The 25,955-nt window shown below is 64.9% G+C and carries 28 protein-coding genes; 12 read left to right on the top strand and 16 right to left on the bottom strand.

All coding sequences use genetic code 11. The features are described from left to right. Nucleotides 1–2: 2 nt before the first annotated feature. A complete protein-coding gene (gene lat, locus F600_RS0124735) occupies nucleotides 3–1,331 on the top strand; it encodes an L-lysine 6-transaminase (RefSeq protein ID WP_018163356.1) in 1,329 nt (442 codons plus the stop codon). Here the strand turns inward: lat and F600_RS0124730 are convergent. The 4 genes from F600_RS0124730 to F600_RS29765 are packed head-to-tail and all read right to left on the bottom strand — an operon-like array spanning nucleotide 1,305 to nucleotide 4,529. After that, nucleotides 1,305–1,646 carry a hypothetical protein gene (locus F600_RS0124730; protein ID WP_018163355.1) on the bottom strand — a complete coding sequence of 114 codons (342 nt, stop codon included), beginning with the start codon at nucleotides 1,644–1,646 and terminating at the stop codon, nucleotides 1,305–1,307. The genes lat and F600_RS0124730 overlap by 27 nt on opposite strands. Nucleotides 1,647–1,649: 3 nt before the next feature. Beyond that, nucleotides 1,650–3,434 (bottom strand): acetyl/propionyl/methylcrotonyl-CoA carboxylase subunit alpha, encoded by a 1,785-nt coding sequence (locus F600_RS0124725; RefSeq protein ID WP_018163354.1) that lies wholly within the window; start codon nucleotides 3,432–3,434, stop codon nucleotides 1,650–1,652. A gap of 52 nt (nucleotides 3,435–3,486) precedes the next feature. Beyond that, on the bottom strand, nucleotides 3,487–4,299 hold the full coding sequence (locus F600_RS0124720) for a sulfurtransferase (RefSeq protein ID WP_018163353.1): 813 nt from the start codon (nucleotides 4,297–4,299) through the stop codon (nucleotides 3,487–3,489). A gap of 29 nt (nucleotides 4,300–4,328) precedes the next feature. Next, the gene (locus tag F600_RS29765; protein ID WP_018163352.1) at nucleotides 4,329–4,529 is read right to left on the bottom strand and encodes a CsbD family protein; all 201 of its coding nucleotides are present in this window, start codon (nucleotides 4,527–4,529) and stop codon (nucleotides 4,329–4,331) included. 86 nt (nucleotides 4,530–4,615) lie between these two features. Between F600_RS29765 and F600_RS0124710 the strand changes: the two genes are divergently transcribed. Together F600_RS0124710 and F600_RS30895 are read left to right on the top strand one after the other, a co-directional pair. Next, nucleotides 4,616–4,996, top strand: coding sequence for a hypothetical protein (locus tag F600_RS0124710; RefSeq protein WP_018163351.1), 381 nt, complete (start codon nucleotides 4,616–4,618; stop codon nucleotides 4,994–4,996). A 132-nt stretch (nucleotides 4,997–5,128) separates the two neighbouring features. Then, nucleotides 5,129–5,578: a hypothetical protein gene (locus tag F600_RS30895; protein WP_018163350.1), complete on the top strand. Its 450-nt coding sequence runs from the start codon at nucleotides 5,129–5,131 to the stop codon at nucleotides 5,576–5,578. 16 nt (nucleotides 5,579–5,594) lie between these two features. Here the strand turns inward: F600_RS30895 and F600_RS0124700 are convergent, their stop codons facing one another. From F600_RS0124700 to F600_RS0124690, 3 genes are read right to left on the bottom strand one after another with little or no spacing between them, the layout of a single operon-like run. Beyond that, complete coding sequence (locus F600_RS0124700) at nucleotides 5,595–6,233, bottom strand: Maf family protein (RefSeq protein ID WP_018163349.1); 639 nt, start codon at nucleotides 6,231–6,233, stop codon at nucleotides 5,595–5,597. Further along, a complete protein-coding gene (locus F600_RS29755; RefSeq protein ID WP_018163348.1) occupies nucleotides 6,230–6,451 on the bottom strand; it encodes an acyl-CoA carboxylase epsilon subunit in 222 nt (73 codons plus the stop codon). Before F600_RS29755 ends, F600_RS0124700 begins: the two co-directional genes overlap by 4 nt. Next, the gene (locus tag F600_RS0124690) at nucleotides 6,448–8,058 is read right to left on the bottom strand and encodes an acyl-CoA carboxylase subunit beta (protein ID WP_018163347.1); all 1,611 of its coding nucleotides are present in this window, start codon (nucleotides 8,056–8,058) and stop codon (nucleotides 6,448–6,450) included. Before F600_RS0124690 ends, F600_RS29755 begins: the two co-directional genes overlap by 4 nt. Nucleotides 8,059–8,126: 68 nt before the next feature. On the opposite strand from F600_RS0124690, the gene F600_RS0124685 reads away from it, so the two are divergent. Both F600_RS0124685 and F600_RS0124680 read left to right on the top strand, forming a co-directional pair. Then, entirely contained in the window at nucleotides 8,127–8,933 is an 807-nt protein-coding gene (locus tag F600_RS0124685) for a biotin--[acetyl-CoA-carboxylase] ligase (RefSeq protein ID WP_026306919.1), read from the top strand. A gap of 12 nt (nucleotides 8,934–8,945) precedes the next feature. Beyond that, nucleotides 8,946–9,470, top strand: coding sequence for a PH domain-containing protein (locus tag F600_RS0124680; RefSeq protein ID WP_018163345.1), 525 nt, complete (start codon nucleotides 8,946–8,948; stop codon nucleotides 9,468–9,470). On the opposite strand, the gene F600_RS0124675 is transcribed toward F600_RS0124680, so the two are convergent. The 6 genes from F600_RS0124675 to F600_RS0124650 are packed head-to-tail and all read right to left on the bottom strand — an operon-like array spanning nucleotide 9,443 to nucleotide 16,142. Continuing rightward, nucleotides 9,443–12,133 (bottom strand): fumarate reductase/succinate dehydrogenase flavoprotein subunit, encoded by a 2,691-nt coding sequence (locus tag F600_RS0124675; RefSeq protein WP_018163344.1) that lies wholly within the window; start codon nucleotides 12,131–12,133, stop codon nucleotides 9,443–9,445. The genes F600_RS0124680 and F600_RS0124675 overlap by 28 nt on opposite strands. Further along, nucleotides 12,130–12,858, bottom strand: coding sequence for an ABC transporter ATP-binding protein (locus F600_RS0124670; protein ID WP_018163343.1), 729 nt, complete (start codon nucleotides 12,856–12,858; stop codon nucleotides 12,130–12,132). The genes F600_RS0124675 and F600_RS0124670 overlap by 4 nt, the downstream gene beginning before the upstream one ends. Further along, a complete protein-coding gene (locus F600_RS0124665; RefSeq protein WP_026306918.1) occupies nucleotides 12,855–13,712 on the bottom strand; it encodes an ABC transporter permease in 858 nt (285 codons plus the stop codon). Before F600_RS0124665 ends, F600_RS0124670 begins: the two co-directional genes overlap by 4 nt. Further along, entirely contained in the window at nucleotides 13,712–15,109 is a 1,398-nt protein-coding gene (locus F600_RS0124660; protein ID WP_018163341.1) for an ABC transporter substrate-binding protein, read from the bottom strand. The genes F600_RS0124665 and F600_RS0124660 overlap by 1 nt, the downstream gene beginning before the upstream one ends. A gap of 22 nt (nucleotides 15,110–15,131) precedes the next feature. Then, the gene (locus F600_RS0124655) at nucleotides 15,132–15,359 is read right to left on the bottom strand and encodes a 4Fe-4S dicluster domain-containing protein (RefSeq protein ID WP_018163340.1); all 228 of its coding nucleotides are present in this window, start codon (nucleotides 15,357–15,359) and stop codon (nucleotides 15,132–15,134) included. After that, nucleotides 15,360–16,142, bottom strand: a complete 783-nt coding sequence (locus tag F600_RS0124650; RefSeq protein WP_018163339.1) for a GntR family transcriptional regulator — start codon at nucleotides 16,140–16,142, stop codon at nucleotides 15,360–15,362. It abuts the gene before it with no gap. A gap of 348 nt (nucleotides 16,143–16,490) precedes the next feature. On the opposite strand from F600_RS0124650, the gene F600_RS0124645 reads away from it, so the two are divergent. The 3 genes from F600_RS0124645 (at nucleotide 16,491) to F600_RS0124635 (ending at nucleotide 19,471) form a co-directional block, all read left to right on the top strand. Continuing rightward, nucleotides 16,491–17,330 (top strand): DUF559 domain-containing protein, encoded by an 840-nt coding sequence (locus F600_RS0124645; protein WP_018163338.1) that lies wholly within the window; start codon nucleotides 16,491–16,493, stop codon nucleotides 17,328–17,330. A gap of 146 nt (nucleotides 17,331–17,476) precedes the next feature. Further along, nucleotides 17,477–18,157 (top strand): response regulator transcription factor, encoded by a 681-nt coding sequence (locus tag F600_RS0124640; RefSeq protein WP_018163337.1) that lies wholly within the window; start codon nucleotides 17,477–17,479, stop codon nucleotides 18,155–18,157. A gap of 9 nt (nucleotides 18,158–18,166) precedes the next feature. Beyond that, the gene (locus tag F600_RS0124635; protein WP_018163336.1) at nucleotides 18,167–19,471 is read left to right on the top strand and encodes a sensor histidine kinase; all 1,305 of its coding nucleotides are present in this window, start codon (nucleotides 18,167–18,169) and stop codon (nucleotides 19,469–19,471) included. On the opposite strand, the gene F600_RS0124630 is transcribed toward F600_RS0124635, so the two are convergent. Continuing rightward, nucleotides 19,452–19,919, bottom strand: coding sequence for a GtrA family protein (locus F600_RS0124630; protein WP_040632642.1), 468 nt, complete (start codon nucleotides 19,917–19,919; stop codon nucleotides 19,452–19,454). The genes F600_RS0124635 and F600_RS0124630 overlap by 20 nt on opposite strands. A 139-nt stretch (nucleotides 19,920–20,058) precedes the next feature. On the opposite strand from F600_RS0124630, the gene F600_RS0124625 reads away from it, so the two are divergent. The 4 genes from F600_RS0124625 (at nucleotide 20,059) to F600_RS0124610 (ending at nucleotide 23,525) form a co-directional block, all read left to right on the top strand. After that, nucleotides 20,059–21,369, top strand: a complete 1,311-nt coding sequence (locus F600_RS0124625) for a 5-(carboxyamino)imidazole ribonucleotide synthase (RefSeq protein ID WP_018163334.1) — start codon at nucleotides 20,059–20,061, stop codon at nucleotides 21,367–21,369. Continuing rightward, on the top strand, nucleotides 21,366–21,863 hold the full coding sequence (gene purE, locus F600_RS0124620; RefSeq protein WP_018163333.1) for a 5-(carboxyamino)imidazole ribonucleotide mutase: 498 nt from the start codon (nucleotides 21,366–21,368) through the stop codon (nucleotides 21,861–21,863). The genes F600_RS0124625 and purE overlap by 4 nt, the downstream gene beginning before the upstream one ends. Before the next feature lie 124 nt (nucleotides 21,864–21,987). After that, nucleotides 21,988–23,148, top strand: a complete 1,161-nt coding sequence (locus tag F600_RS0124615) for an acyl-CoA dehydrogenase (protein ID WP_018163332.1) — start codon at nucleotides 21,988–21,990, stop codon at nucleotides 23,146–23,148. Next, nucleotides 23,145–23,525 carry a hypothetical protein gene (locus F600_RS0124610; protein ID WP_026306917.1) on the top strand — a complete coding sequence of 127 codons (381 nt, stop codon included), beginning with the start codon at nucleotides 23,145–23,147 and terminating at the stop codon, nucleotides 23,523–23,525. Before F600_RS0124615 ends, F600_RS0124610 begins: the two co-directional genes overlap by 4 nt. Nucleotides 23,526–23,615: 90 nt before the next feature. On the opposite strand, the gene F600_RS0124605 is transcribed toward F600_RS0124610, so the two are convergent. Together F600_RS0124605 and F600_RS0124600 are read right to left on the bottom strand one after the other, a co-directional pair. Beyond that, nucleotides 23,616–24,314, bottom strand: a complete 699-nt coding sequence (locus F600_RS0124605; RefSeq protein ID WP_040632317.1) for a TIGR03089 family protein — start codon at nucleotides 24,312–24,314, stop codon at nucleotides 23,616–23,618. Nucleotides 24,315–24,323: 9 nt separating this feature from the next. Beyond that, nucleotides 24,324–25,874, bottom strand: a complete 1,551-nt coding sequence (locus tag F600_RS0124600) for an LCP family protein (protein ID WP_018163329.1) — start codon at nucleotides 25,872–25,874, stop codon at nucleotides 24,324–24,326. Nucleotides 25,875–25,955: the final 81 nt, after the last annotated feature.

The raw sequence follows: 25,955 nt of genomic DNA, 5'->3' as shown, positions 1-25,955 counted from the left end.
TCATGACGGCCATCTATCCCGGTCGATCGTTAGCTCCGGACCGAGCTCTCGACGTCCTTCGCGAGTCGATGCTCATCGACGGATTCGACTTCGTCCTCGACCTGAAGCGGTCGCAGGGCCGCCGTCTCGTCGATGCCCGGACGGGCGCGAGCTACCTCGACATGTTCGGGTTCTTCGCCTCGTCGGCGCTGGGGATGAACCATCCCGCGCTCGCCGCCGATCCGGAATTTCGTGCGGAACTTCTCACCGCCGCGTTGAACAAGCCGGCGAACTCGGACATCTACACGCTGGAGATGGCCCGGTTTGTCGAGACATTCCGGGACGTGCTCGGTGACCCACGACTGCCGCACCTGTTCTTCATCGAGGGCGGCACTCTGGCGGTGGAGAATGCGCTCAAGGTCGCGTTCGACTGGAAGAGCCGACGGAACGAAGCGAAAGGACTCGATCCTGCGCTGGGCGGTCAGGTGCTGCACTTGACGGGCGCGTTCCACGGCCGGTCGGGATACGCGCTATCCCTGACGAACACCGACCCGGTGAAGACGGACCGCTTCCCGAAATTCGGGTGGCCGCGGATCCACGCGCCGATCGTGGGGCCGTTTGTCGAGGCGCGGGAACAGCGTGTGCTGTTGGCAGCTCAGGACGCGTTCGACGAGCGTCCCAACGACATCGCCTGCTTCATCTGTGAGCCGATCCAAGGGGAGGGCGGCGACCGGCACCTGCGGGGCGAGTTCCTGTGCGCTATGCAGCAGCTGTGCCACGACAACGACGCGTTGTTCATCGTCGACGAAGTGCAGACCGGCGTCGGACTGACCGGCACCACGTGGGCCTACCAGCAGTTCGGTCTCGAACCCGACGTCGTCGCGTTCGGCAAGAAGACGCAGGTATGCGGGATCATGGCCGGCGGGCGCGTCGACGAGGTGCCGGATAACGTCTTCCGCGTCAGTTCGCGCATCAACTCGACGTGGGGCGGCAACCTCACCGACATGGTCCGGGCGCGCAAGATCCTCGAGACGATTGCCGACGAACGACTTATCGATCGGGTGGGGCCGCTCGGCGACCGACTGCTCCGCGGGCTCGAATGGCTCGCGAAACGCCACGCGGTGGTCACCGAACCGCGCGGCCGCGGGTTGATGTGCGCGTTCACGCTGCGCACCCGAGCGCTGCGGGACCAGATCGTCAGCGACCTGTTCCTGCGCGAACACGTCCTGGTCGTCGGGACTGGCGAGACCGGTATTCGCTTCCGGCCGCCGCTGACCGTGACCGCGGACGAAATCGATGAAGCCGTCGAGGCCGTCGATCGAGTTTTAGAGCTGTTTGACCTGCAGTCCTAACCCGGACTCGCCAAACCGCCGAATCGACGTCTGACCGGCCGCCAGGGCGTCTTCGTGACCCGCCCGGGCCCAACCGGTGAGAACTGCGGTTTCGCCGACGAGCGTGAGTCCCGCCTCGGCGAGAAGCTCGCCCGTCGAAGGCTCACAGACGGCCCACGAGTAGTGCTCGTTGTCGTGCCACTGACGGGTGCGCGTCGCGACATAGTCAGCGTCGGTGATGCCGCCCTCAGCCAGCGCAGGGCGGTCATCGACGCGTTCGTCCGAACGCAGCGCGCGCAGATACCACGCGCCTGCGTTGATCTCGACGGGTTCCAAAAGCTACTTGAGCTCCGCGATCACGGTGCCCTGGGTGATCGTCGTGCCGGGCTTGATGTCGAGGCCGGTGACGACGCCATCCTTGTGGGCGGTGACCGGGTTCTCCATCTTCATGGCTTCGAGGACGACGATCAGATCGCCGGAGGCGACTTCCTGACCCTCTTCGACGGCGACCTTGACGACGGTGCCCTGCATCGGCGCGACGACCGAGTCGCCCGAAGCTCCAGCCCCACCGAGGTTTCCGCGCTTGCGCGGCTTCGGCTTACGGCGGGTGGCGCCGGCCGGACCGGCCATCGTGAAGTGACCGGGCAGCGAGACCTCGACGCGGCGGCCGCCGACCTCGACGACCACCTTCTGGCGCGGCAGAACCTCGTCCTCGTCGGCGGGAGCGCCGGCGCCGGCGAACGGCTCGACCGTGTTGTTCCACTCGGTCTCGATCCAGCGGGTGTGGACGTCGAACTTCTCGCCGTCACCGATGAACGCCGGGTCGCGCACGATAGCGCGGTGGAACGGGATGACCGTGGCCAGGCCTTCGACGATGAACTCGTCGAGCGCGCGAGCCGAGCGCTGCAGCGCGTCGTCGCGAGTCGCACCGGTGACGATGAGCTTGGCGAGCATCGAGTCGAACTGGCCGCCGATGACACTGCCGGACTCGACACCGGAGTCCATACGCACGCCCGGGCCGGTCGGGCCGACGAACAGGGTGACCGGGCCGGGGGCCGGCAGGAATCCGCGGCCCGCGTCCTCACCGTTGATGCGGAACTCGAAGCTGTGACCGCGCGGGGTCGGGTCCTCGGTGATGCTCAGCTCGCCGCCTTCGGCGATGAGGAACTGCTGACGGACGAGGTCGATGCCCGAGGTCTCCTCGGTCACCGGGTGCTCGACCTGCAGACGGGTGTTGACCTCGAGGAACGAGATGAGGCCGTCCTGGCCGACCAGGTACTCGACCGTGCCGGCGCCGTAGTAACCGGCCTCGCGGCAGATCGCCTTGGCGGATTCGTGGATCTGCTTGCGCTGCTCGTCCGTGAGGAACGGGGCGGGAGCCTCCTCGACGAGCTTCTGGAAGCGGCGCTGCAGCGAACAGTCGCGGGTACCGGCGACGACGACGTTGCCGTGCATGTCGGCGATGACCTGAGCCTCGACGTGACGCGGCTTGTCGAGGTAGCGCTCGACGAAGCACTCGCCGCGACCGAACGCGGACACGGCCTCACGCGTGGCGGAGTCGAAAAGCTCGGCGACTTCTTCGATCTTGCGCGCGACCTTCATGCCGCGGCCACCACCACCGAACGCGGCCTTGATGGCGATCGGCAGGCCGTGCTCCTCGGCGAAGGCAACGACCTCGTCGGCGTCCTTGACCGGCTCCTTCGTGCCTGGGACGAGGGGTGCGCCCGCGCGCATGGCGATGTGGCGAGCGGTGACCTTGTCGCCGAGGTCGCGAATCGACTGTGGCGAAGGACCGATCCAGATGAGTCCGGCGTCGAGCACGGCCTGAGCGAACTCGGCGTTCTCGGAAAGGAACCCATATCCCGGGTGTACGGCGTTCGCGCCGGATTTCGCACAAGCGTCGAGAAGCTTGGGGATGTTCAGGTAAGACTCGGCCGAGTTCTGGCCGCCGAGAGCGAAGGCCTCAGTGGCCATCCGCACGTGCGGTGCGTTCGCGTCCGGCTCGGCGTAGACGGCGACGCTCGGGATTCCGGCGTCCGCGGCTGCGCGGATGACACGAACGGCGATTTCGCCTCGGTTTGCCACCAAGACTTTGGTGATCTTGGTGGTGTTGACTACGGCCACGGAAACTCCTTTTGGGTGCGCCGGTCGGCTGGGCTTTTGTGAGTCTAAGCGGTCAGGGTTGTGGGCCTTGCAGGACGGGCAGCCCAAACGAGTTTCCCCATTCGTTCCAACCGCCGTCATAGACCCTTACGTCATTCCAGTCCAGAAGAAACCGCAGGACAAGCCATGTTTCTGCGGCGCGTGCCGCAGTGCGGTCGTAAACGATCACCGGACGGTCGTCTCGAAGATCGACAAGCCGCTCTCGGAGTGTGGCGGAATCGAGGAAGCGGCCGGCGCTGTCGCGTAATGCGCTGGCCGGCACACTGATCGACGTCGGAATATGACCGGTCCGGGTCACCTCGTCGGACGCGTCGACATCGCCGATGAATTCGGACTCGGCCCGGGTATCGAGAATTGTGACTTTGCCGAAAAGTCTGTGCAGCTCGTCTCGGGAGATCCGGTGCGGCGCGTCGGTGCGCGGAATCGCGGGGTAGTCCGAGGGCGACCAGTCCGCCGGTTCGAACTCGGTTTCCCGGTCGTCGCCGAGCCACGCACCGCGCCCGCCGTCGAGGATGCTGACGTTGGTGTGGCCGAACATCGTGAACAGCCACATGAGCAACGCCGCGGACGAATTGTCCGGGTCCCCGTAGAGCACGATCGAGTCGTTCCGCCGGATGCCGAGCTTGCCCACGATCGCGGCGAAAGCCTTGCTTTCGACGAAGTCGCCCTGGGATGCGTCGAACATTTGACTGCAGGCGAGGCGCGCTGCGCCCGGAATGTGCCCGATGGAGAAGGATCGCGGATTCGGTGCGGCAGCGATGATGCGCACGTGCGGATTACCGAGATTCGCCGACAGCCATTCGGTGCTGACGACTCGGTTGCTCATATTTCCGAACCCTAGTCCGTCGTCGGTCGTCACCGACCGCGACGCAATTCCTTTTCCAGCTTCCACAGACCATCGCGGACCTTGGAGATCGACGACCGGGTCTTCGCCTTTGCTTGAGTTACGAGTCCTTTGGCGCGGAGTCGCTTGTTCCCACTCACCACGCCTGCGGCTTCCTTGCTCCGGCCGACGAGATCCTGGGCGCGGTGGGACATTTTGTCGCGGAAACCCATGGCTACTCCTTGTTGACCAGTGCCTATCGCATTACGGTACGGCCCAATCAGGGTCGATTCCGACGTGATTTTCGTAACCTGACCGAATGCGTGTGCTTCTGGTGCTGGTCAGCAGCCTTTTGCTGGGAATTGTTGTGGTCGGCGGCATAGGCGGAATCGTCTACCCGCCGGTCCTGAGGGTCGCTGAGCCGGTCTTGTGCCGAAGTGGTGTCTATGAGATAGAGACCGGTACCGGCAAGGTCTATTGCACCGACGAGAAGGCGGCACAAACTCGCGACGGACTCTCTGCGCTCGTGCCGAAGGGATTCGGGAACACATTCGACAATGCCGCCGGCGATGTCCTGGATAACGGCGGATACCGCACGGACATCACGTTGAAGGCGATCTTGGTCGCCGGAATCATCTACTCGGCGGTCGCGATGATGCTGCTATCGGTCGTTGCGCTCGCATTGCCGCGGCGACGGTGATCCACCGATCGGCGGAATTGCGGTTCACCCGCGTACTCCGACGCCAGGCGGACACAGTCGATCTTTGTTGAATCCGAAAGTAATGGGCATCGCCGGAAAGGCCGGCGAAACCCAACACACAAGGAGTCAACAATGAACACCAACCTTCGCCGCGTCCTCGTCGGAATCCCCGTCGCAGCTCTTGCGGCCGCCGGCATCGGAATCGCAGCCACGGGCTGCGCAAGCGCACAGACGCTTCCGGATCACTCCGTCCCGATCTCGATGACGGTCGTCAACAACACCCCGAGCACGCTCCACCTGAAGTCCCGCAACCTCGAGGACGGGTCCTGGCTCGTCGGCCCGCAGTCGGAGCTCGCACCGGGCGCCAGTGAGGTCGTCACCGCCCACGGAGACCACGCCGACTTCACCTACTCGGTGACGCCCGACGTCAACGCGACGTTCGTGGCCGACAACATGGCGAACGGCGCCAACACCCTCGGCACTCGTCTCGAAGGCGCGAACGCCGAACACATCAACCTGTCCGACCACTACGTCGCGAACAGCGACGGAATCACCGCCACCTACACGCTCGTAGGCCACTGATCGTGAATTCGACTGGTCAGGCCACCGGCTGTGGATTGGCCAGCCAGAGTTCGGCGATGTTCACGCCGACGCCGGCGAGCAGCTTGCGCATCAGCGGCAGGCTGATGCCGATGACCGACGATGGGTCACCCTCGATCTTCTCGATGAACCAGCCACCGAGGCCGTCGAGGGTGAACGCGCCCGCGACCTGCAGCGGCTCGCCCGACCCGATGTAAGCGTCGAGATCCCGGGCGTCGGGACGGGCGAAATGAACGACGGTCGAGTTCTCGCCGCGCGCAGTCGTGGTGACTCGGCCATCGACGACCCGTAATACGCAGTGCCCCGTGAGGAGGTGCCCGGTGCGACCGGCCATCGTCTCCCAGCGGGCGCGCGCGGTTTTCGCCGTCTGTGGCTTGCCCTGCAGTTCACCGTTGATGAGCAGCATCGAGTCGCAACCGACGACGACGCAGTCCTCCAACTCGAGGCCGGCCGCGACGTCACGCGCCTTTGCCTCCGCGAGTTCGGTGACGACGGCCTCGGGTGCAGACCCCGGCGGCATGGCCGCGATGATCGCGTCCTCGTCGACTGCAGACACCACAACCATCGGGTCGACGCCGGCAGCGCGCAGCACCGACAACCGGGCCGGCGAGGCCGACCCGAGTACGAGCCTGGTCACCAGCGGAGATGAGACACGTTGGGGAACGCCCACGGCACGTTCGGGCTCGCACCGGTTCCGCGCGAGGTGTCGATACCCCAGCGGTCCCGAGGAGCCTTGGGCCCTTCTTCCTTCGGAGCGACCGCAGCGGAGACGACGGCGACGATCGCCGCGATGTCCTCGTCCGTGGGGTTGCCCTTGACGACCTCGATGAGCTTTGGCTCGTCGGCGCCGCTCACAGCGGAATGTTCCCGTGCTTGCGGGTCGGCAGCGTGACCGACTTACGTTCGAGCAGTCGAAGTGCGTTGACGATCTGGCCGCGCGTGTGCGACGGCGGGATGACCGCGTCGACGTAACCGCGCTCGGCGGCAACGTACGGGTTGACCAGGGTGTCTTCGTACTCGTTCTGCAATTCCTGGGTCAGCGATGCGATGTCGGCACCATCGCGGGCGGCTTCCTTGAGACGGTTGCGGTAGATGAAGCCGACGGCGCCGGCCGCACCCATGACCGCGATCTGTGCGGTCGGCCACGCGAGGTTGACGTCCGCGCCCATGTGCTTGGAGCCCATGACGCAGTACGCGCCGCCGTAGGCCTTGCGGGTGATGATCGTGATCTTGCCGACCGTCGCCTCGCCGTAGGCGTACAGGAGCTTCGCGCCGCGGCGGATGATGCCGTTGTATTCCTGGTCGGTACCCGGGAGGAAGCCCGGGACGTCGACGAACGTCAGGATCGGGATGTTGAAGGCATCGCACGTCCGGATGAAGCGGGCGGCCTTCTCCGAGGCGTCGATGTCGAGGCAGCCGGCGTAGAACGTGGGCTGGTTCGCGACGATGCCGACGCTGCGGCCGTCCACGCGACCGAAGCCGCAGATGATGTTCTGTGCACGGCCGGACTGGATCTCGAGGAACTCGTCGTCGTCGAGCACGCGAGCGATGACCTCGTGCATGTCGTACGGCTGGTTCGGCGAGTCTGGGACGATCGTGTCGAGTTCGAGGTCCTCGTCGTTGACCGACTCTTCGATCGAGCCGTCCATCGGGTCGGTCGGGATGAAGCGCGGGGTCTCGGCGCGGTTGTTGCTCGGCAGGTAGGACAGCAGTTCGCGCACCCAATCGAGGGCGTCCTGCTCACCGGAGGCGACGTAGTGGGTGGCACCCGACTTCGCCATGTGGGTCTGCGCGCCACCAAGCTCTTCCATGGTGACTTCTTCGCCGGTGACGGTCTTGATGACGTCCGGTCCGGTGATGAACATCTGCGAGGTCTGGTCGACCATGACGACGAAGTCGGTCAGTGCGGGGGAGTAGACGTGACCACCCGCGGTCGCGCCCATGATGATCGAAATCTGCGGGATGACGCCGGAGGCGTTGACGTTGCGCTTGAAGATCTCGGCGTACAGACCGAGGGAGACGACGCCTTCCTGGATGCGGGCGCCGGCACCTTCGTTGATGCCGATGATCGGGCGTCCGGTCTTGAGAGCGAGGTCCATGACCTTGCAGATCTTCTCGCCGTAGACCTCACCGAGGCTGCCGCCGAACACGGTGACGTCCTGGCTGAAGACGCAGACGTCGCGGCCGTCGATGGTGCCGTAGCCGATGACGACACCGTCGCCGAGCGGGCGAGTGTTCTCGAGCCCGAAGTTCTTGCTGCGGTGGCGCGCGAGAGCGTCCATCTCGACGAACGAACCTTCGTCGAGGAGCGCGAGGATGCGCTCCCGGGCCGTCATTTTGCCGCGCGCATGCACCTTGTCGACCGTCGCTTCACCCATCGGGTGCTTCGCCTCTTCGAGGCGATTGCGAAGGTCGGCGAGCTTGCCGGCAGTGGTGTGAATATCAGGCTGAACGCTCGTCATGGTTTCGGAGTGTATAGACCCGATTTGTTACCTGCAGGTAGGCAACTCCGTACACGTAAGGTTCCCTCATGTTTTCTGATCTGTCGCGACCACCCTTGAATGCCACAGAACTTCGCAGGAACCTCACCTTCTTCTCCAGTCTCGATGTTGTCGCCGTGACGGGTTCCACTAACGCAGACCTCGTGTCTGTTGCCGGTGATCGCGGCGCGGATCGAAAAGTGTTGATCGCCGAAAGCCAGACAAAGGGCCGTGGCCGCCACGGACGCGAATGGGTGTCGCCGCCCCAGGCACAGATCGCGATGTCGATGCTCCTGCGCATTCCGGAAGTGCCGGCTTCCGAGCTGGGCTGGATCCCGCTTCTCACTGGTATCGCGGTGACGGACGCACTGCGTTCGGTCGCGGAGGTCGACGCCGTGCTCAAGTGGCCGAACGATCTTCTGATCAACGACAAGAAGGTGGCGGGGATTCTGGCCGAAATGGCCGGAGTCGGTAAGGATGCCGCAGTCGTTGTCGGATTGGGTCTGAACGTCAGCCTCAAAGCCGACGAACTCCCCGTTCCCGAAGCGACCTCGCTGGTCCTGGAGGAAGCCGAATGCACCGACCGGACGACGCTGATCCGCGCGATCCTTCGGTCCTTTGGCGATTGGTACACGCGGTGGGAGAACGCTGACTTCACGTCCACCGCCCTGGCTCCCGCGTACGCCGAGCGCTGCTCCACGATCGGCGCGAACGTTCGCGCCGAACTCCCGTCCGGCGACCTGCTCCAGGGCCGCGCGCTGGGCGTCGACTCCGCCGGTCGCCTGCAGATCGACACGGACAAGGGAATTGCGACCGTGACCGCGGGCGATGTGCGGCACGTGCGCCGGACGGACTAGTACCTTCTGATCATGGGCTTCCCGGAAGATGACCTCGCGGGCGACGAAGATCTCCTTCTGCATCGTCACCCGCACTGGAAGATGCTGTTCTGGCCGGCCGTCATCTTCATCGTGACGTCCGCGGTCGTCGGGTTCGTCGGTGGTTTGGCCGCCAACAAGGTCGATGGCAACGGGCGGCTGCTCGTGTTAGGCGTCCTCGCGGTGGTGTGGCTCGCGATCGTCGGCTGGCTGTGCGTGGCTCCGTTCCTCAGCTGGAAGACCACACACTTCGTGGTCACGAACCGTCGTGTCCTTTTTCGCCACGGCATTCTGACCCACAGCGGCATCGACATCGCGCTGTCGCGCATCTCGAGCGTTCAGTTCACCCATGGTGTGTGGGATCGCATGTTCGGGACCGGAAAGCTGATCATCGAGTCGGCCTCGCAGGATCCGCTCGAATTCGACGAGATCCCGCAGGTCAAGAAGGTCCACTCGTTGATGTACCACCAGGTCTTCGACGACAACGACGGTCAGACCAACGGCACGGAAACCCGCTGAGCCGACACCGCCTTCCGGGCGTGCGCGCGGACGTCAGCGTCGGTGTCGTTGAGTGCCGCTTCGAGCGCGTCGATCGCGCCGGCATCGTCCGGCCACGCTGCCAGTGACAACACCGCGGCCTTGCGAACATCGAGGTGCGGATCGTCGAGTGCGCTGCGCAGCGGCTCCACGGCAACACTCGCGGTCGTGCCGGCCAGGCCTTTCGCGGCACCGACCCGAACCTGCCAGGCGGCATGCCGGATCGAACCCGTCAGCTTGCCGACGTCGTCCCGCGGCACGCCGAGCGCCGCATAGGCGCCGAGTGCGGCCGCGCGAACCAGCGGGTCGGGGTCCGAGGACAGGTCCCGCACGATGGCGTGACCGCCGCCGCCGATGCTCGCCAGACCGTTCGCGACAGCGATGCGAACTTCCCGGTTGTCGTCGTGACCTGCGGCTCCGACCGATCGCCAATCATCGATGGAGACGAGCGCGCGGATCGCTTCGACCCGAACCCGATGGTCGATGTCTCCAAGCGCCGATCGGTAGTCGGACGCGGTACCTGCCCGAAGGGCACGAAGCAGGTCGATCACGGTGGCCCGGACCAGCGCATCCGTCGAGGTCAGGTGCTGGCTGAGGCCGTTCGCGGTGGGGAGAACCTCCACGAGCTCGCGCAGCGCCTCGGCAGATGCACGCCGAACCGCGGGTGCGCTATCTCCGAGGGCATGGACGAATTCGTGCTCGAATCCCGGCGGAGTGTTCTCGCTGAGCACGGCCAGCGCAGCGACTCGTACTTGCGGATCGGAGTCCGCGAGGTACTCGGCCAACTCGTCGACGGTAGGTGAATCGAGAGCGAGCAGGGTCACCAGCCGGGGCGAGGGCGGCGTCACCGCCGTCGTTGCCGGAGCCGGTGGGACGTGCGGTGCCCGCCCGGTGACCAGGTCGGGAGTGGCTACGGCGTAAATCGTCGGGTCGTGCGACGGGACGTCGTCGAACTCCGGCACCGGAACGAGGTACGGCGCAACCGGGCGCTTGAAGAACTCCATCTCGCCGTCGACGCCCTTGCGCAGGTTGAGGTGGAAGCTCCAGTCCTCGTCGTTGCGTCCGGGCACGTCAGCGCGGTCGTGATAGAGCCCCCACCGGGATTCAGTTCGGGTCAACGAGCTGCGAGCTGCCATTTCCGCGCAATCCCGGATGAACGAGACCTCAACCGCGCGCATCAACTCATGTGGGGTCTGCGCGCCCATCGCCTCGATCTCGGCGCGCATGCGATCGAATGTCTCCACGGCGATCGACAACTTCGTCGCCGTCTTCGGCGGGGCAACGTAGTCGTTGACGAACCTGCGGAGCTTGTATTCGACCTGTGTCTGCGGAGGACCGTCGGGATGGTGCAGGGGCCGGTAGATCAGCTCGTGCGCCTCGGAAAGCTGGTCAGTGGGCAGGTCGGTCGGCGCTGGTGCGAGGTGAGTCGCGGCATGGGCACCCGCCAGGTCTCCGTAGACGAATGCGCCGATCATGTAGTTGTGCGGCACGCACGCCAGGTCGCCCGCCGCGTAGAGTCCCGGGACCGTCGTGCGCGCGTTCTCGTCGACCCACACGCCGGACGCGGAATGTCCACTGCACAAACCGATTTCCGAGATGTGCATCTCGATGTCATGAGTGCGGTAGTCGTGTCCACGGTTGGCGTGGAAGGTGCCGCGGGTCGGTCGCTCGGTCGTGTGGAGGATGTTTTCGAGCGTCGACAGCGTCTCGTCGGGCAGGTGTGAAACCTTGAGGTAGATCGGGCCGCGCGCGGATTCGATCTCTTCCTTCACCTCGGCCATCATGTGGCCGGACCAGTAGTCGGAGTCGACGAAGCGTTCGCCGGCCGCGTTCACCTGGTAGCCGCCGAACGGGTTCGCGACGTACGCGCACGCCGGACCGTTGTAGTCCTTGATCAGCGGATTGATCTGGAAGCACTCGATGCCGGACAGTTCGGCACCCGCGTGGTACGCCATCGAATAGCCATCACCGGCGTTCGTCGGATTCTCGTAGGTTCCGTAGAGGTAGCCAGATGCTGGAAGTCCGAGCCGTCCGCAGGGGCCGGTCGCGAGGATGACAGCTTTCGCGCCGATCGCGACGAACTCTCCGGTCCGCGTGTTGAACGCCGCGGCGCCGACGGCGCGACCTTCGGAGGTGAGCACGCGCACCGGCATGACCCGGTTTTCGATCTGGATCTTCTCGCGCATCGACCGCTGCCGGAGCACGCGGTAGAGCACCTTCTTGACGTCCTTGCCCTCAGGCATCGGAAGGACGTACGACCCGGATCGGTGCACGCGCCGGACCGCGTATTCGCCGTGTTCGTCCTTCTCGAACTTCACGCCGTACCGCTCGAGCCGCTGCACCATCGCGAAACCGCGGGTTGCCGTCTGGTAGACCGTGCGCTGGTTGACGATGCCGTCGTTGGCGCGCGTGATCTCGGCGACGTAATCCTCGGGGGAGGCCTTTCCCGGCACGACCGCGTTGTTCACGCCGTCCATGCCCATGGCGAGAGCGCCGGAGTGACGGACGTGCGCCTTCTCGAGCAGCAGGACGTTCGCGCCGTTGTCGGCCGCGGTGAGCGCCGCCATCGTGCCCGCCGTCCCGCCTCCGATGACGAGGACGTCGCAGTCGAGGCGAGTCGCGTCGGCGACATCGGGAATGTTCACAGGTACTCCAGAATCTGGGCCTTCAGGGCGCTTCGGTCGACCGACTGACGTGGCTGCGGCACATCGAGAACCGCACGCAATTGCCCGTTGCCGAGAACCGCGACCCGATCACCCAGGCGGAGTGCCTCGTCGAGATCGTGGGTGACGAAGACGATCGTGGTCGGGTGCGCCTTCCAGGTTTCGATCAGCAGTCGCTGCATGTCCGCGCGCGTTTGGGTGTCCAGCGCGCCGAACGGCTCGTCCATGAGCACGGCGCGGGGCGAGCCGGCCAGGCTGCGGGCGAGCTGCACGCGCTGCCGCATGCCGCCGGACAGGTCGCGTGGAAGGTAGTCGGCGTAGCCGGTCAGACCGACTTCGTCGATCCACCGCAGTGCCTTTGCCTTGCTATCGGCGCGCGAGTAACCCCGCAATCGCAGGGCGAACCCGATGTTGTTGCGGACGGTCCGCCATGGCAGGAGCGCGTCGTCCTGAAACACCAAAGCCCGATCGGCCGAAGGCCTTTCGACCGGGACGCCATCGGCGCGAATCGTTCCCGTGTCCGGATTGCGCAAGCCGGCGAGAGCGCGCAGCAGCGTCGACTTCCCGCACCCCGACTTGCCGGCGATCACGAGGATCTCGCCCGGGCGAACCTCGAGGTCGAGTCCGTCGATGACGTGGTTGCTGCCATAGGCAATGCCCACGCGAGAAAGCGTGAGGCCCATTCCCAGGGTCGTGGCGGCGGTCATCTGACTCCTTCCCGCGGCAGCCAGCGCGTGACGCGGCGGCCGGTGAGTTCGACGAGGCCCGAGGTGACGAACCCGAGCACGCCGATCGTGATCATTCCGACGAAGACCGCGGGGTAGTCGACGATCGTGTACGACTGCCACGTGCGGTAACCGATGCCGAGTTGGCCCGAGATCATCTCGGCCGAGATGAGACAGATCCACGCGACGCCCATGCCCACCGACAGACCGCTGAACACTCCCGGCAGGATGCCGGGCAGAACGACGCGCAGGAGCACGTCTCGCCGGCGACCGCCGAGGGTCACCGCGGCGTCCTCCCAGATCGTCGGGATCGCGCGAACCGCGTGACGGGTGCTGACCAGAATCGGGAACACCGAGGCCGTAAAGGTGATGAACACGATCCCGGATTCATCGGTGGGGAACAGCAGGATCGCCACCGGCACGAGCGCGATCGCCGGGATCGGACGAACGAGTTCGGTGAGCGGGCCGAAGACGTCGGCCAGCCAACGCGACCGGCCGAGACCGATGCCGGCCACGACGCCGACCACTGCGGCCAGTCCGAAACCGGTGACGATCCGGATCAACGACTGCGCGATGTCGAGGTAGTACTGCTGCGACTGCAGATGCTTGACGAGATTCGTGGCGATCTCGCCGACCGTCGGGAGGGTGTCGAATCGCAGCCAGAATCGGACGTGATTGACCGTGAGCAACTCCCACAGGCCCACGGCCGACACCACCGCCAGCAGGCGCACGAGCCGGGAGCGCCAGGCCGAACGTCGAGGCGGGCGCGCCTTCTCCTCCACGGGGAGGGTCCCGACCTGCGCAGACGCAGGTCGGGACACCGTAACCGTGCTCATCACTTGACGTCCGTCACGGCCTGGTCGTAGCTGACGACGGCGCCGGTCGGGTGAGCACTGAGGTATCGGTCAGCCGCCGCCGAGGTCGTGAACGGCAGGAAGGTGTCACCGTCGCGCACCCAGACCGCCTTGTCGGCGAACCAGCGAGTGCCGAGTTCGGCATCCGGGATGTACACCGCCCGGATCTTCTTTCCCGCCGCCTTGGCCGACTGAACAGCCTTGAGAAGAGCATTCGCGTCCGCGACAGCCTGCGGCTGGTCTCCGTCGATCCAGATTTCGCCCGCCTTTTCGCCCTGCGGTAGGAGGTCGGGGTTCGTCGTGCTGGCCAGTTGCGTGTCGTAGCTTCCCGAGTTCGTCGCCTCGAATGCCTTGCGCAGCGGTCCGTCCTGGACGAACTGGTCGATGTCGAGGTCCTTGAAGTCGCCGATGGACTTGAGGTACGAGACGTCGTCCTTGAAGGCCGAAATCAGGCTGGGCTTGAGGGTCGTGTCGAAGCTCGTGCCGCCCGGTCCGTTGTAGAGGTACACGACCTCCTTTGGCAGCTCCGATTCGTCGGCGACGTATTCGGCGGCCTCGAACGGGTGCTCGTTCTGGAACTTGGTGGCGTCGATCTGGGCCTCGAGGAACGCCTGCAAGACCTCGGGGTGTTCCTTGGCGAACGCCCGGCGGGCCACCACGCCATGGAACGTCGGGGTGTTGCCCTCGGCGCCGTCGTATAGCAGCTTCGCCTTGTCTTGGAACACCAGCAGACCCGGCCACGCGACGAACTGCGACAGTGCCGCGACCTGGTGCGATTCGAGTGCAGTCGCGCCGATCTGTGGCTGCTGGTTGAGGACTTCGACGCCCGTCGCCGGGTCGATTCCGTCGTTCTTCAGACCGCGAACAAGGGTGCCGTGACCGGCCGATCCGACGCTTGTGGACACCTTCTGACCGGCAAGGTCGGCGAGCTTCGTAGCGGTGGAATCGGGGTTGACGACGACCATGTTGAGCGCGCCTTTGGGGTTGTACCCGGTAACCGAGACGAGTTCGGTCTTCGACTGCTCACTGACCTGCGTGCGCGATCCGTTGATGAGGAGCGGGTAGTCGCCCATCGAGCCGATGTCGATCTTTCCGGCCACCATCTGGGCGGTGATCGGGGCGCCGGTGTCGTAGTCCTGCCAGTCGACGATGTAGTTCGGACCACCCTTGGCGGTGAGTTCCTTCAAGCGGTTGACCAGGAAGCCTTTGGCCTTGAGCAGTGCGCCCGCGGTGACTGTGTTGATGGTCTTCGACTGGTAGCCGATGACGATCTCCACCGAACCGGCGGGAGCGTCGGACTTGGTCGATTCGAGCGAGCACCCGGAGGCCGCGATGCTGACGGCCAGGAGTGCGGGGACGAGTCGGGAACGGAGTTTCATCAAGGTTCTTTCAGGGGAGAAGTCAGCGCAGCAGGTAGGGCATGTTGACGGTCACGGCACCGGTGGGACATCGGGCCGCGCACGGGCCGCAGTACCAGCACTCGTCGACGTGCATGTAGGCCTTGCCGGACTCGGTGTGGATGGCCAGCGAGTCGAGTGGGCACATGTCGACGCACAGGGTGCAGCCGGTAATGCACAGCGATTCGTCGATCGTCACGGGGACGTCCGCACGTTGGGGGACGAGTGCCATCTACAACACCTTCCATTCGGGGGTGGCGCGGGTGAGTGAGCCGCGCATCGTGATGCGGTCTCCGCGCATGCGGATGTATTCGAGGTCGACCGGGGTTTCGTCCTCGAGATGACTGAGGCGTTCGAGCATGAGGAGCGGCGCTCCGACCGGCGAATCAAGAGTTGTCGCGGTGTGCGGATCGGCGGCGACGGCTTCGAGTGCCAGGTCGGCGCGGCCGAGCGATTGACCGCTGATCTGCTCGAGCAGAACGAAGATGTCGTTCGTCTCGAGGTCGTGACGGAGTACTTCGGCGCCGATCTCGGGAGTCAGATAGGTGAGATCGAGGCTCAGGGGAAGATCGGCGAGGAACCGGAGTCGCTCGATATAGACAACGCGCGCGCCCGGATCGAGCCCAAGGCGTCGGGCCACCGCAGTCGGTGCGGAAATGAGGGTGGCCGTCCGCACCTCGTTTCGCACAGTGCCGTGTTCCTTCAGCGTCTCCTGCAGTCCGAGCAGTGCTTCGAGACTGTGGTCGAACTTGCGGGTCGTGGGCCGGGTCCCGACCTTCGGTGCGCGGTCAATCAGTCCGTCGGTGCGAAGGAGGGACAGCGCTTCGCGAACGGTGTTGCGGGACACGGTGAATTCGTCGGCGAGCTGCTGCTCGGCCGGCAGGGTTTCGGTATAAGTGCCCGCGAGGATCTGGTGACGCAGGACGTCTGCGACCTGCCGCGCCTGGTCGGCGCGCAGTCGTCGAGCCGACGTGAAGTCGCCTCGAGAATCGGAGAATTGGTCGCTGAACTGCATGAACAGGGACCCTAACGGCGAAAATTCGCCTGCCACCGGCGTCGAACCCGCGGCCCGATCACCGCAGCGGCAATCCGCCGCTGCAGCCGGGTGACGACCTGCGGCGATACACGCGGTTTATGCGATTACGCCACCTGCAGTGGCCCACATCGAGTTCAAATCTCGATGAATCAAAGTCGAGCAACGCTGGCCCTGCGGCCGATCGACGTGTGGGCTGAGCCATCAATATGTGTCGCTGGCGACGCTGTCAGGTCGGTTGGCCGAACCACAACGCATTCTGCACGGATCTGAAAGTTGTTCGCTTTCTTGCGTATTGACCGCTGAGCGCGCGGCCTTTGAGATGACAGCGTGGACCAGCTCGGGGATTTGATCAAAGCCAACGGTGGTGTGGTGTCTGCGGCACAACTGCGCGAGGCCGGAATTGCTTACTCCGACATCCGGCAGCTACGGGACTTCGGGTGGATGACGATACGACGCGGTTGGTACCAAGCGCCGGGAGCGAGCGAAAGCGTCGTAGCGGCGGTGAAGAAGGGTGCGGCGGTGAGTTGCGTATCCGCGCTGGAGAAACACGGTGTCTGGGTCCCGGAAACCACGCGGACACACATTCGGTTTCCCGGCAAGGGAAAACGGCGCTACGTCAACTGTCGTCCGTATCGGTCGAGCGCGCCGGTGCATGCAGCCGTGGATTCGATCGACCTTGCCGTTGGCGCAGCACTGAACTGTCTCGATCGCGAGGGGGTCCTGGTCGTGCTCGACTCGATGCTGAATCAAAAGATAATCGCGGAGTCCGACGCGCGAACCTTTCTCACGGCGTCCCGATTCCGGCATCTCGATCTGGCTGACCACCTCGATCGCAAGAGCGAGTCGGGTCTGGAGACGATGGTTCGGGTCCGGTTGCGAGCGTTGCAGATTCACCTTCGCACCCAGGTGACCATCGGCGACATCGGCCGTGTTGACCTCCTGATAGGTACGTCGCTCGTGATCGAGACCGACGGTTGGGACACCCACAAGGGCAAGCGTCAGCAGGACGTAAAGCGCGATCGAAGACTACTCGCGCTGGGATACGTCGTCATTCGCCTCACTTACGACGACGTCGTCCATCAGTGGAATGAGTCGCTGGAGGACATTCTCGCGGTCGTTCGGCGCCGGGGGCACCTGAAGCTCACGGCCGATCGACCGGTCGTCTGAGCCATCGATATTTTTCGCTGGCGAGGGTGTCAGGTCGGTCGGCCGTTGGGACCTTTGTCCGCTTCGTCGTGAGAACAGCCTGATGTTCCCCTGAACTGCCCAGTCCTTTCCCAGCGTGTGCGGGAAAGTGACGCACAATGGCACCTATGAGCTCGGTCCTGCTTGCCGAAGATGACGAAGCCATCGCCGCGCCACTGGCGCGCGCCCTCGGTCGCGAGGGGTACACGGTGACGGTGGAGCGTGACGGACCGGCGGCGCTGGACCTCGCACTCACCGGTGACCATGACCTGCTGATCCTCGACCTCGGCCTACCTGGGATGGACGGTCTCGAGGTCTGCCGCCAGGTGCGCGCGCAGAACACCAACCTGGCGGTGCTTATGCTGACGGCCCGCACCGATGAGGTCGACTTCGTCGTCGGGCTCGACGCCGGCGCCGACGACTACGTGGGCAAGCCGTTCCGCCTCGCCGAGCTCATGGCCCGGGTTCGCGCTCTCCTGCGCCGACGCGTCTCCGCGGACGAGACCACGCTCGAAGCCTGCGGAGTGCGGATGGAACCGGCCGGTCGTCGGGTCACCGTCAACGGTGCCGAGATCTCGCTCGCGAACAAGGAGTACGAGCTCCTGCGCGTTCTTCTCGAACGCGCAGGTCAGGTCGTGTCTCGAGAGACCATCCTCAGCGAGGTGTGGGGCGACGTCGACCTCCGCGGGTCGAAGACACTCGACATGCACATGTCGTGGTTGCGTCGAAAGATCGGCGACGAGGGACCGGCCGCCGAACGTCGGATCGTCACCGTTCGTGGGGTCGGATTCCGGTTCAATGCGGACTAGCAGCCGCTGATGCGTCGCCGCATCCTGCTCTCGACAACTGCCGTCGTCGGATTTACGACCATCGTTCTCGGCGTCCCGTTGACCGTCACGGCTTGGCTGTGGATCGAAGCGCTCGCGCGCGCCAACATGCAGGGTCAGTTGCAGCGCGTGGCGTCGGAAATTGCGGTGCAGGAATCCGCGCAGGGCGGGGTGCTGCGGGAGATCGACGCGACGAAACTCGGCCTTCTCGTACCCAATGATGCGAGTTTGCTCGTGCGCTACCCGACTCCGGACGGGGCGGTGCATCGGCTCGAGGTCGGGCCGCACTTGACCGATCCGACGTTTGTCGAGAAGTACGAGCTCGGCGATGAAGGGACGCTGACCCTGTCGTCAGACGGGGAGAAGGTCAATCAGATTCGGGCACAAGCCGTTGCCGGCATCGGTCTCGCGGTCTTGGTGACGTTCTCGGCGGGAACGCTCGTCGCCGCCATCACGGCGAGGAGGCTCGGCGACCCCCTCCAGGAGGTGGCCGATCGCGCCGCGCGGCTCACGCGCGGGGACTTCCGCCCGGACCCGACGCGGCACGGCATCTCCGAACTCGACCGCGTGTCCGACGTGCTCGACGCCGCGACCGTGGAGATCGCTCACCAGCTTCAGCGTGAACGGTCGCTCGTCGCGGACGTGTCGCACCAGCTCCGCAGTCGTCTCACGGCAGTCCGTCTCCGTCTCGACGAACTCGCGAGCCACCCGGATCCCGAGGTCGTGACCGAGGCCGAGGAGGCGATGAGCCAGGTCGACCGCCTCACCGATTCCGTCGACGACCTCGTTCGGGCCGCTCGAAGCGACGGTTCGTCGAAGAAGTTCATCCCGGTCGTCGAGGAGTTGTCGGCGGTGGTCGAGGAGTGGCAGCGGCCGTACGCCGACGCGGGCCGGGAATTGGTACTCACCGGCGATCACAGCCTGCGGGCCTATGTCACTGGATCGCGACTCCGGGAGGCGGTATCCGTCCTCGTCGACAACGCCTTGGCGCATGGCGGTGGAACGTGCCGGGTGTCCGTGATTCAACCGCGCGGATCCCACGACGCAGAACGAACGGTGTGTGTGGAGGTGACCGATGACGGGACCGGCGTCAGCGACGGCCTCGCACCTCATATTTTCGAGCGCGGATTCTCCGGCGGCGGGTCGACGGGCGTGGGCCTTGCGCTGGCGCGTGCATTGGTAGAGGCCGACGGCGGACGCTTGGAACTGCGTCGCCGCCGGCCTGCGGTGTTCGGGGTTTTCCTGCTATCGAAGCCCGAGAAGGTGGCTCGGGGTCTCAGTCCCGAGCCGCGTTGATCGACGCTTCGGCTTCGAGTTCGTCCGGGAAGACCCATCGGCGCATCGACCAGAAGCGGAAGATCATCTGCAGAATATTGCCGATGATGAAGGCGCTGACGAAGTCTGCGATGTTCTCGACAGTGAAGCTGACGTCCGGAACCTGCAGGTGCAGCACGTAGCGCGAGACCCACAGCGGCAGGAAGCTGAGCACGACGCCCACGCCGCTGACGCCGAAGAACAGCATCGCCTCGTGATGCGTCTCGCGACCGCCGCGATCTTGGAAAGTCCATTCGCGGTTCAGGATGTACGAGCAGATGACGGCGATGACACCAGAGATGATCTTCGCGGTGACGGGCTTTTCCTCGAGCACGGTGAGCTTGAGGAAGTAGAAGATGGCCGCGTCGATCACGAAGGTCGTACCACCAACGATCGCGAACTTGATGAGTTCCTTATGGCGCAGGGCCATTTCGTGGAACTTGTCGGGAATGTGCTCAATGACAGAATCGACTACGGACACATCATCCGAGTCTAGGTGGACGGCGGGTTAAGAGTGCTCGATCGTGGTATTCGTAACTTCCGCGGTACTCATGCCACGATTGAGTGCTGTGGACGGTGAAGCAGTGGCGAGCGAAGCGACGGGGAATGTCTCAGGCATCAAGGAACCTCGCGCGGTGAGTCAAGGCCACGGCGAGGGACACGGCGCGCGGTTGCCGATTGTCGCCATGATCGGTGGCGGACAGCTTGCCCGAATGACGCAGCAGGCGGCGATTGCGCTCGGACAGAGCCTCCGAGTGCTGGCGGAGAGCCCGAACGATCCGGCCGCGCAGGTGTGCCCGGACATCGTCTTCGGGACGCATAGCGACCCGGCTGCACTGGCCGCTGCCGCCGAAGGCGCCGCCGCCGTCACGTTCGATCACGAGCAGGTTCCCAACGATCTCATCGAAGCTCTGGTCGAGCGCGGCGTTCCGGTTTCGCCGTCGCCCGCGGCTCTGGTCTATGCGCAGGACAAGCTCGTCATGCGCCGCCGGATGGCGTCGCTGAACATCGCGCAGCCAGCATTTGCGCAGGTAGACAGCGTTGACGACGTCACGAAGTTCGGCGACGAGCACGGTTGGCCGGTCATCCTCAAGGCCGCGACCGGTGGCTACGACGGGCGTGGCGTCTGGTTCGTCGACAGCACCGAGGAGGCTGCCGAGATCCTCGCCGGTGGTACCGATGTCGAGTTCCTCGTCGAAGAGCGAGTCGATCTCAAGCGCGAACTCTCGGCGCTCGTCGCGCACTCACCGTTCGGGCAGGGTGCCGCGTGGCCGATCGTCGAAACCGTTCAGGTCAACGGTCAGTGTTCGGTCGTCATCGCACCGGCTGCGGGACTGCCGGACGACGTGGCGCTCGCCGCCGAGGAGATGGGTCTTCGCATCGCCAACGAGCTCGATGTCGTCGGGGTCATGGCGGTCGAGCTGTTCGAGACCAAGAGTGGCGAACTTCTCGTCAACGAGCTGGCGATGCGCCCGCACAACTCGGGCCACTGGTCGATGGACGGGTCGCGTACGTCACAGTTCGAGCAGCACTTGCGGGCCGTTCTCGACTACCCGCTCGGCGACACCCGGCCGATCGCGCCGGTGACCGTCATGGCGAATGTCCTCGGCGCCGCGGAAGCCCCGGACATGAGCATGGATGAGCGCATTCATCACCTCTTCGCACGGATGCCCGACGCGAAGGTGCACATGTACGGAAAGTCCGAACGCCAGGACCGCAAGATCGGCCACGTGAACATCGTTGGTGAAGCTGACGGATCGCTCGCCGACGCCGAATACGTCGAAGCCGTTCGCGCACGCGCCGAACTGGCGGCAAAGTTCTTGTCGACAGCCGTCTGGACCGATGGCTGGGACCCACACGGGGAAGGCGAACACAAGTGACCGCACAGGTGGGCCTCATCATGGGCAGCGACTCCGACTGGCCGACGATGGAGGCCGCCGCGCTGGCGCTCGCCGAGTTCGGAGTGCCGTTCGAGGTGGGCGTCGTCTCCGCGCACCGCACGCCCCAGCGCATGCTCGATTACGCGAAGTCGGCCGTCGATCGTGGCCTCAAGGTCATCATCGCGGGGGCCGGTGGGGCGGCGCATCTGCCGGGCATGGTCGCCTCGGCGACGGTGCTTCCGGTGATCGGTGTGCCGGTGCCGTTGAAGTACCTCGACGGCATGGATTCACTGCTGTCGATCGTGCAGATGCCGGCTGGAATTCCGGTCGCGACGGTATCGGTCGGCGGCGCCCGAAATGCGGGATTGTTGGCTGTGAGAATTCTCGCGACCGCCGATTCTGAGTTGCAAAACAAGGTCGCAGAATTCCAGTCTGGCCTAGAACGGATGGTTCTCGAGAAGGACGAAGCGCTGCGGAAGCGTCTCCTGGGCTGAATCCAGCCAGTGTTGTTCTTGGGCACCAACAGTTTTGTTTCCGGGCACGGAATTCTCGGGGCTGAGCAGAGGTAATGTCAGTGCCGAGCCGAGATTGTTCATCGACGTAGGAGGCTTTGCGGCCGTGGCAGGTAATCCAGATTTCGACCTCTTCCAGCTTCCCGAAGAGCACCAGGAAATGCGCGAGGCACTGCGCGACATCTGCGAGAAGCAGATCAAGCCCTTCGCCGCGGAAGTCGACGAGAACCACCGGTTCCCGGTCGAGGCCGAAGAAGCACTCGTTGCGTCTGGCTTCAATGCTGTCCACGTCCCTGAGGAGTACGGCGGCGCCGGCGCAGACAGCGTCATGGTCGCCATCGTCATCGAGGAAGTCGCTCGCGTCTGCGTCTCGTCGTCGCTCATCCCGGGCGTGAACAAGCTCGGCACGATGGGTCTCATCCTCAATGGTTCTGAGGAGCTCAAGCAGCAGGTCCTGCCGTCGATCGCCGATGGTTCGGCGATGGCTTCGTACGCGCTGTCCGAGCGTGAGGCCGGCTCTGACGCTGCGTCGATGCGCACCAAGGCCCGCCGTGACGGCGACAACTGGATCCTCAACGGCTCGAAGTGTTGGATCACCAACGGCGGAAAGTCGACCTGGTACACCGTCATGGCCGTCACCGACCCGGACAAGGGTGCCAACGGCATCTCCTCGTTCATAGTCCACAAGGACGACCCGGGCTTCTCGGTCACCGGTTACGAGCGCAAGCTCGGCATCAAGGGCTCGCCGACCGCTGAGCTCGCCTTCGAGAACTGCGTCATTCCAGGTGACCGCATCATCGGCGACGAAGGCACCGGTTTCAAGACCGCTCTGCAGACGCTCGACCACACGCGTCAGACGATCGGCGCGCAGGCTGTCGGTGTCGCGCAGGGTGCGCTCGACCTCGCGATCGAGTACGTGAAGGACCGCAAGCAGTTCGGCAAGTCGATCTCGGACTTCCAGGGCATCCAGTTCATGCTCGCCGACATGGCGATGGAGCTCGAAGCTGCGCGTCTCATGGTCTACCACGCTGCCGCGCGTGCCGAGCGCGGTGAGAAGGACATCAGCTTCATCGCCGCCGCGTCGAAGTGCTTCGCGTCCGATGTCGCCATGAAGGTCACGACCGACGCCGTCCAGCTGCTCGGTGGCGCCGGCTACACGATGGACTTTGCCGCTGAGCGCATGATGCGCGACGCCAAGATCACCCAGATCTACGAGGGCACGAACCAGATTCAGCGCGTCGTCATGTCGCGCGCACTGCTGAAGTGACAACTGCCCGCGTCCAGCTCGACCGCGCTTCGCGGGGGAGCCGACAGGCGCGGGCCGTCACTCGAATTGCCTTGATATGGGCCCGGCTCTGCCGGGCCCATATCGGTTTCGATCCGCGTTGGGATCTCTTCGTCTGCAGCGGAATGCGATTCGGCTTCGGTCGCGGCGGAACGACGATCGGTGGCGTCTATCTGACGGGGAACAACCTGTCACAACAGGTCTTGCGGCACGAGTCGGTGCACGCCGAACAGTGGGCGCGGTACGGGTTCCGGTTCGCGCTGATGTATCCCTTCGAGGAGTTGCGGCATCCGCGGGAGAAGAACCGGTTCGAAATCGAAGCCGGGCTCGAAGACGGCGGGTACAGCCCGCGCGTCTGATCCTGTCCAAGATGACGGCTGTCACCGGAGGAAAGCCGTATATGGGTCTTCCTCGCGTGTGGGACGCACATTTGAGCAGACATCGTCCGGTCAGAGCGACTTCGTGACCCGTTCGGCCGCGGCGTGACGATTCGGGTCTTCGGAATTCGACACCTGAACGAGTGATGCGCCGGCCGCGTACACCGCGAGCAGGTTGTCGATGATCGTGTCCGGGGTCGCCCAGTCGTTCGCCGAAAGCACTCGATCCGACGATGAAATACCCTGCCGCTCAGCCGAATCCCGGGCTTCCGCGAGCACCGAGCCGACGTCGCGGCCTTCGAGCGCGGCACTGGCAACCGTCGCCGAGAATCGATCTCCGTGGACGCGCACGCTGGTCGCGTAGTCGGTGACGCCCACCGGCAGGTTGGGCACCGGCCGTCCGAATGCGTCGAGCGACAGCACGACGACCTCCGGGGCATCGACCGAATCGAGGCCGGCCGCGGTGACGAAGGCGACGTCTGCGTCGGCCTCCGGGTCCAGGGTCACCTCGAGTCCTGCCCACCAGGCGCCGAGGTAGACGCCCGCGGACTGCCAGTGGGGCGGGAGCAGGATCGCGGCGCGGGCGCCCGGGTCGAGGCCGAACTCGTCGCGAATGAAGTTCGCGGTCTTGGCGGCCCAGTTCGCGAGCGTCAGTGCCGAGAGTTCGATCCGCGCGCCGGTGGCGTCGTCGTAGTGCGTGATCCGCGGTCCGGCCGGGTCGCGCTGGAGAATCGGGTCCAGCAGCACTGCCGTCAGGTTTGTTTCACGCACCGTAGAAGTTTAGTTCACACAGCGCGGTCCGCCGGGCGCGGCGTTGACTCGCTTCGGAGCGCCGGTGGCATCGGTTTCCGAGTTGGCCGCGGCCTTCTCGGCAGCCTTCTTCTGCCAGCCCGGCTTGGCGTACGACGGGCCGTGGTAGCGGTCTGATCCGGGGCCGCGGTAGTCACCCGACAGCACCACGCGCACGGTCGTGTCGGGGAGATCCGGGTCCTCGACGATCGGAAGTCCACCGAGTTTGCGTGCCACATCCTGCGCGACGTCGCTCGAACGGTCTTTGACGAGGACGGTCGTCTTCGCGTAGTGCTTGGCCTTGTTGTTGCCGACGTCGCCCTCATGGAAGCCGAGGCCGGTCAACTGCGCGGATACGGCCGAGGCCAGTCCGCCGATTCCGGTGTCGTTCCAAACGTCGACCGACGTCACGGAGTCGCCGTTCGCATCCTTGACCGGGTCGTTCTTCGTGAGGAGTCCCGCGACGAACTTCTTCACCTGGGCCGGGTCGACCTTGACGATCGACTCGCCCTGATCGGTCATGGCGGCCGCGTCGACGACCGGGATCGTCTGGAACGACACGTCGCCACCGGCCATGTGTGCCAGCTTGCCGGCGAAACTGAAGACGTCCCAGTTGTCGTCGAGGACGACCGAACGGTTGATCGCCGACCGCATGAGGCTCAGTTTCGACGGGTCGCTCAGCGTGTTCTGGCTCAGGACCTTGCTCGCGAGCGAGGCCATGAAGACCTGCTGACGGACGATGCGGTCGAGGTCGCCGCGGGGGAGTTCGTGGCGCTGGCGAACGAAGCTCAGTGCCTGCGATCCGCGCAGAATCTGTTCTCCGGCACGGAAATCCGCGCCGGAGAGGGGTTCGTCGACCGAGTTTCGAAGACACACGTCGACACCGCCGACGGCATCGGTGAGAAGCACGAATCCGAGAAGGCCGACCTCGGCGTAGTGGTCGATGGTCTGACCGGTCAGGTCCTCGACGGTATGGATCAAGGCTTTGCGTCCGGCTTCGGTGGCAGCCGGTTCGGATTCCTTCGGGCTCTGCCCTTGCGCGACGAGGCGGTCCCACGTGGCCTGCTTCGTCGAGCCGTACGCGGAGTTGATCTTGATCTTGCCCTGGAATCCAGGCACCGCGACGTACGAGTCACGCGGGATATTGATGGCAGTCGCCGACGATCCGTCGTCGGGAATGCGGACCAGGATGATCGTGTCGGTGTTGGTCGTCGCGACCGGGCCGGCGTGGAGCGAATCGATTTCACTCGCCGACAGCGGATTTCCGTGAGCATCGGTACGACTGTCGGTGCCGACGAGCAGGATGTCCGTGGCGCCGTCGTCCACGCCACCGAGGCCCAGGTCGAACTTGGCCAGGCCAGATTGAACGGCATCGACGAAGTACCACGCGCTACCGGTGATGACGAGAGTCAGCGTGGAGATGACCGCGACGAGTGCCCGAAGTCGACGTGCTGCCTTCGGTCGACCCGAAAACTCCACGTCCGGGAGCGGCCGGTCGACCTGTGGTCGCCGGACCCGTTCTTCGGTGATGAGCCCGCCCAAAAACCGACCTCTCTCAAACTCTCATTGAGAACTTGAGACTTAGGCTAACGGTCAGGTGTGCTAAGCCCGGCCAGGCGATTC

Origin of the sequence: Smaragdicoccus niigatensis DSM 44881 = NBRC 103563 (assembly GCF_000380645.1) — a bacterium.
Taxonomy (GTDB): Bacteria; Actinomycetota; Actinomycetes; order Mycobacteriales; family Mycobacteriaceae; genus Smaragdicoccus; species Smaragdicoccus niigatensis.
This window is presented reverse-complemented; position numbering and strand designations above follow the sequence as displayed.

What these genes read in the sequence shown, in the direction of transcription:
- lat (WP_018163356.1), top strand. Translation starts at nt 3, where the DNA reads ATGACGGCCATCTATCCCGGTCGATCGTTAGCTCCGGACCGAGCTCTC.
- F600_RS0124720 (WP_018163353.1), bottom strand. Translation starts at nt 4,299, where the DNA reads ATGAGCAACCGAGTCGTCAGCACCGAATGGCTGTCGGCGAATCTCGGT.
- F600_RS29765 (WP_018163352.1), bottom strand. Translation starts at nt 4,529, where the DNA reads ATGGGTTTCCGCGACAAAATGTCCCACCGCGCCCAGGATCTCGTCGGC.
- F600_RS0124710 (WP_018163351.1), top strand. Translation starts at nt 4,616, where the DNA reads ATGCGTGTGCTTCTGGTGCTGGTCAGCAGCCTTTTGCTGGGAATTGTT.
- F600_RS30895 (WP_018163350.1), top strand. Translation starts at nt 5,129, where the DNA reads ATGAACACCAACCTTCGCCGCGTCCTCGTCGGAATCCCCGTCGCAGCT.
- F600_RS0124690 (WP_018163347.1), bottom strand. Translation starts at nt 8,058, where the DNA reads ATGACGAGCGTTCAGCCTGATATTCACACCACTGCCGGCAAGCTCGCC.
- F600_RS0124685 (WP_026306919.1), top strand. Translation starts at nt 8,127, where the DNA reads ATGTTTTCTGATCTGTCGCGACCACCCTTGAATGCCACAGAACTTCGC.
- F600_RS0124680 (WP_018163345.1), top strand. Translation starts at nt 8,946, where the DNA reads ATGGGCTTCCCGGAAGATGACCTCGCGGGCGACGAAGATCTCCTTCTG.
- F600_RS0124670 (WP_018163343.1), bottom strand. Translation starts at nt 12,858, where the DNA reads ATGACCGCCGCCACGACCCTGGGAATGGGCCTCACGCTTTCTCGCGTG.
- F600_RS0124665 (WP_026306918.1), bottom strand. Translation starts at nt 13,712, where the DNA reads ATGAGCACGGTTACGGTGTCCCGACCTGCGTCTGCGCAGGTCGGGACC.
- F600_RS0124660 (WP_018163341.1), bottom strand. Translation starts at nt 15,109, where the DNA reads ATGAAACTCCGTTCCCGACTCGTCCCCGCACTCCTGGCCGTCAGCATC.
- F600_RS0124655 (WP_018163340.1), bottom strand. Translation starts at nt 15,359, where the DNA reads ATGGCACTCGTCCCCCAACGTGCGGACGTCCCCGTGACGATCGACGAA.
- F600_RS0124650 (WP_018163339.1), bottom strand. Translation starts at nt 16,142, where the DNA reads ATGCAGTTCAGCGACCAATTCTCCGATTCTCGAGGCGACTTCACGTCG.
- F600_RS0124640 (WP_018163337.1), top strand. Translation starts at nt 17,477, where the DNA reads ATGAGCTCGGTCCTGCTTGCCGAAGATGACGAAGCCATCGCCGCGCCA.
- F600_RS0124635 (WP_018163336.1), top strand. Translation starts at nt 18,167, where the DNA reads ATGCGTCGCCGCATCCTGCTCTCGACAACTGCCGTCGTCGGATTTACG.
- F600_RS0124630 (WP_040632642.1), bottom strand. Translation starts at nt 19,919, where the DNA reads ATGGCCCTGCGCCATAAGGAACTCATCAAGTTCGCGATCGTTGGTGGT.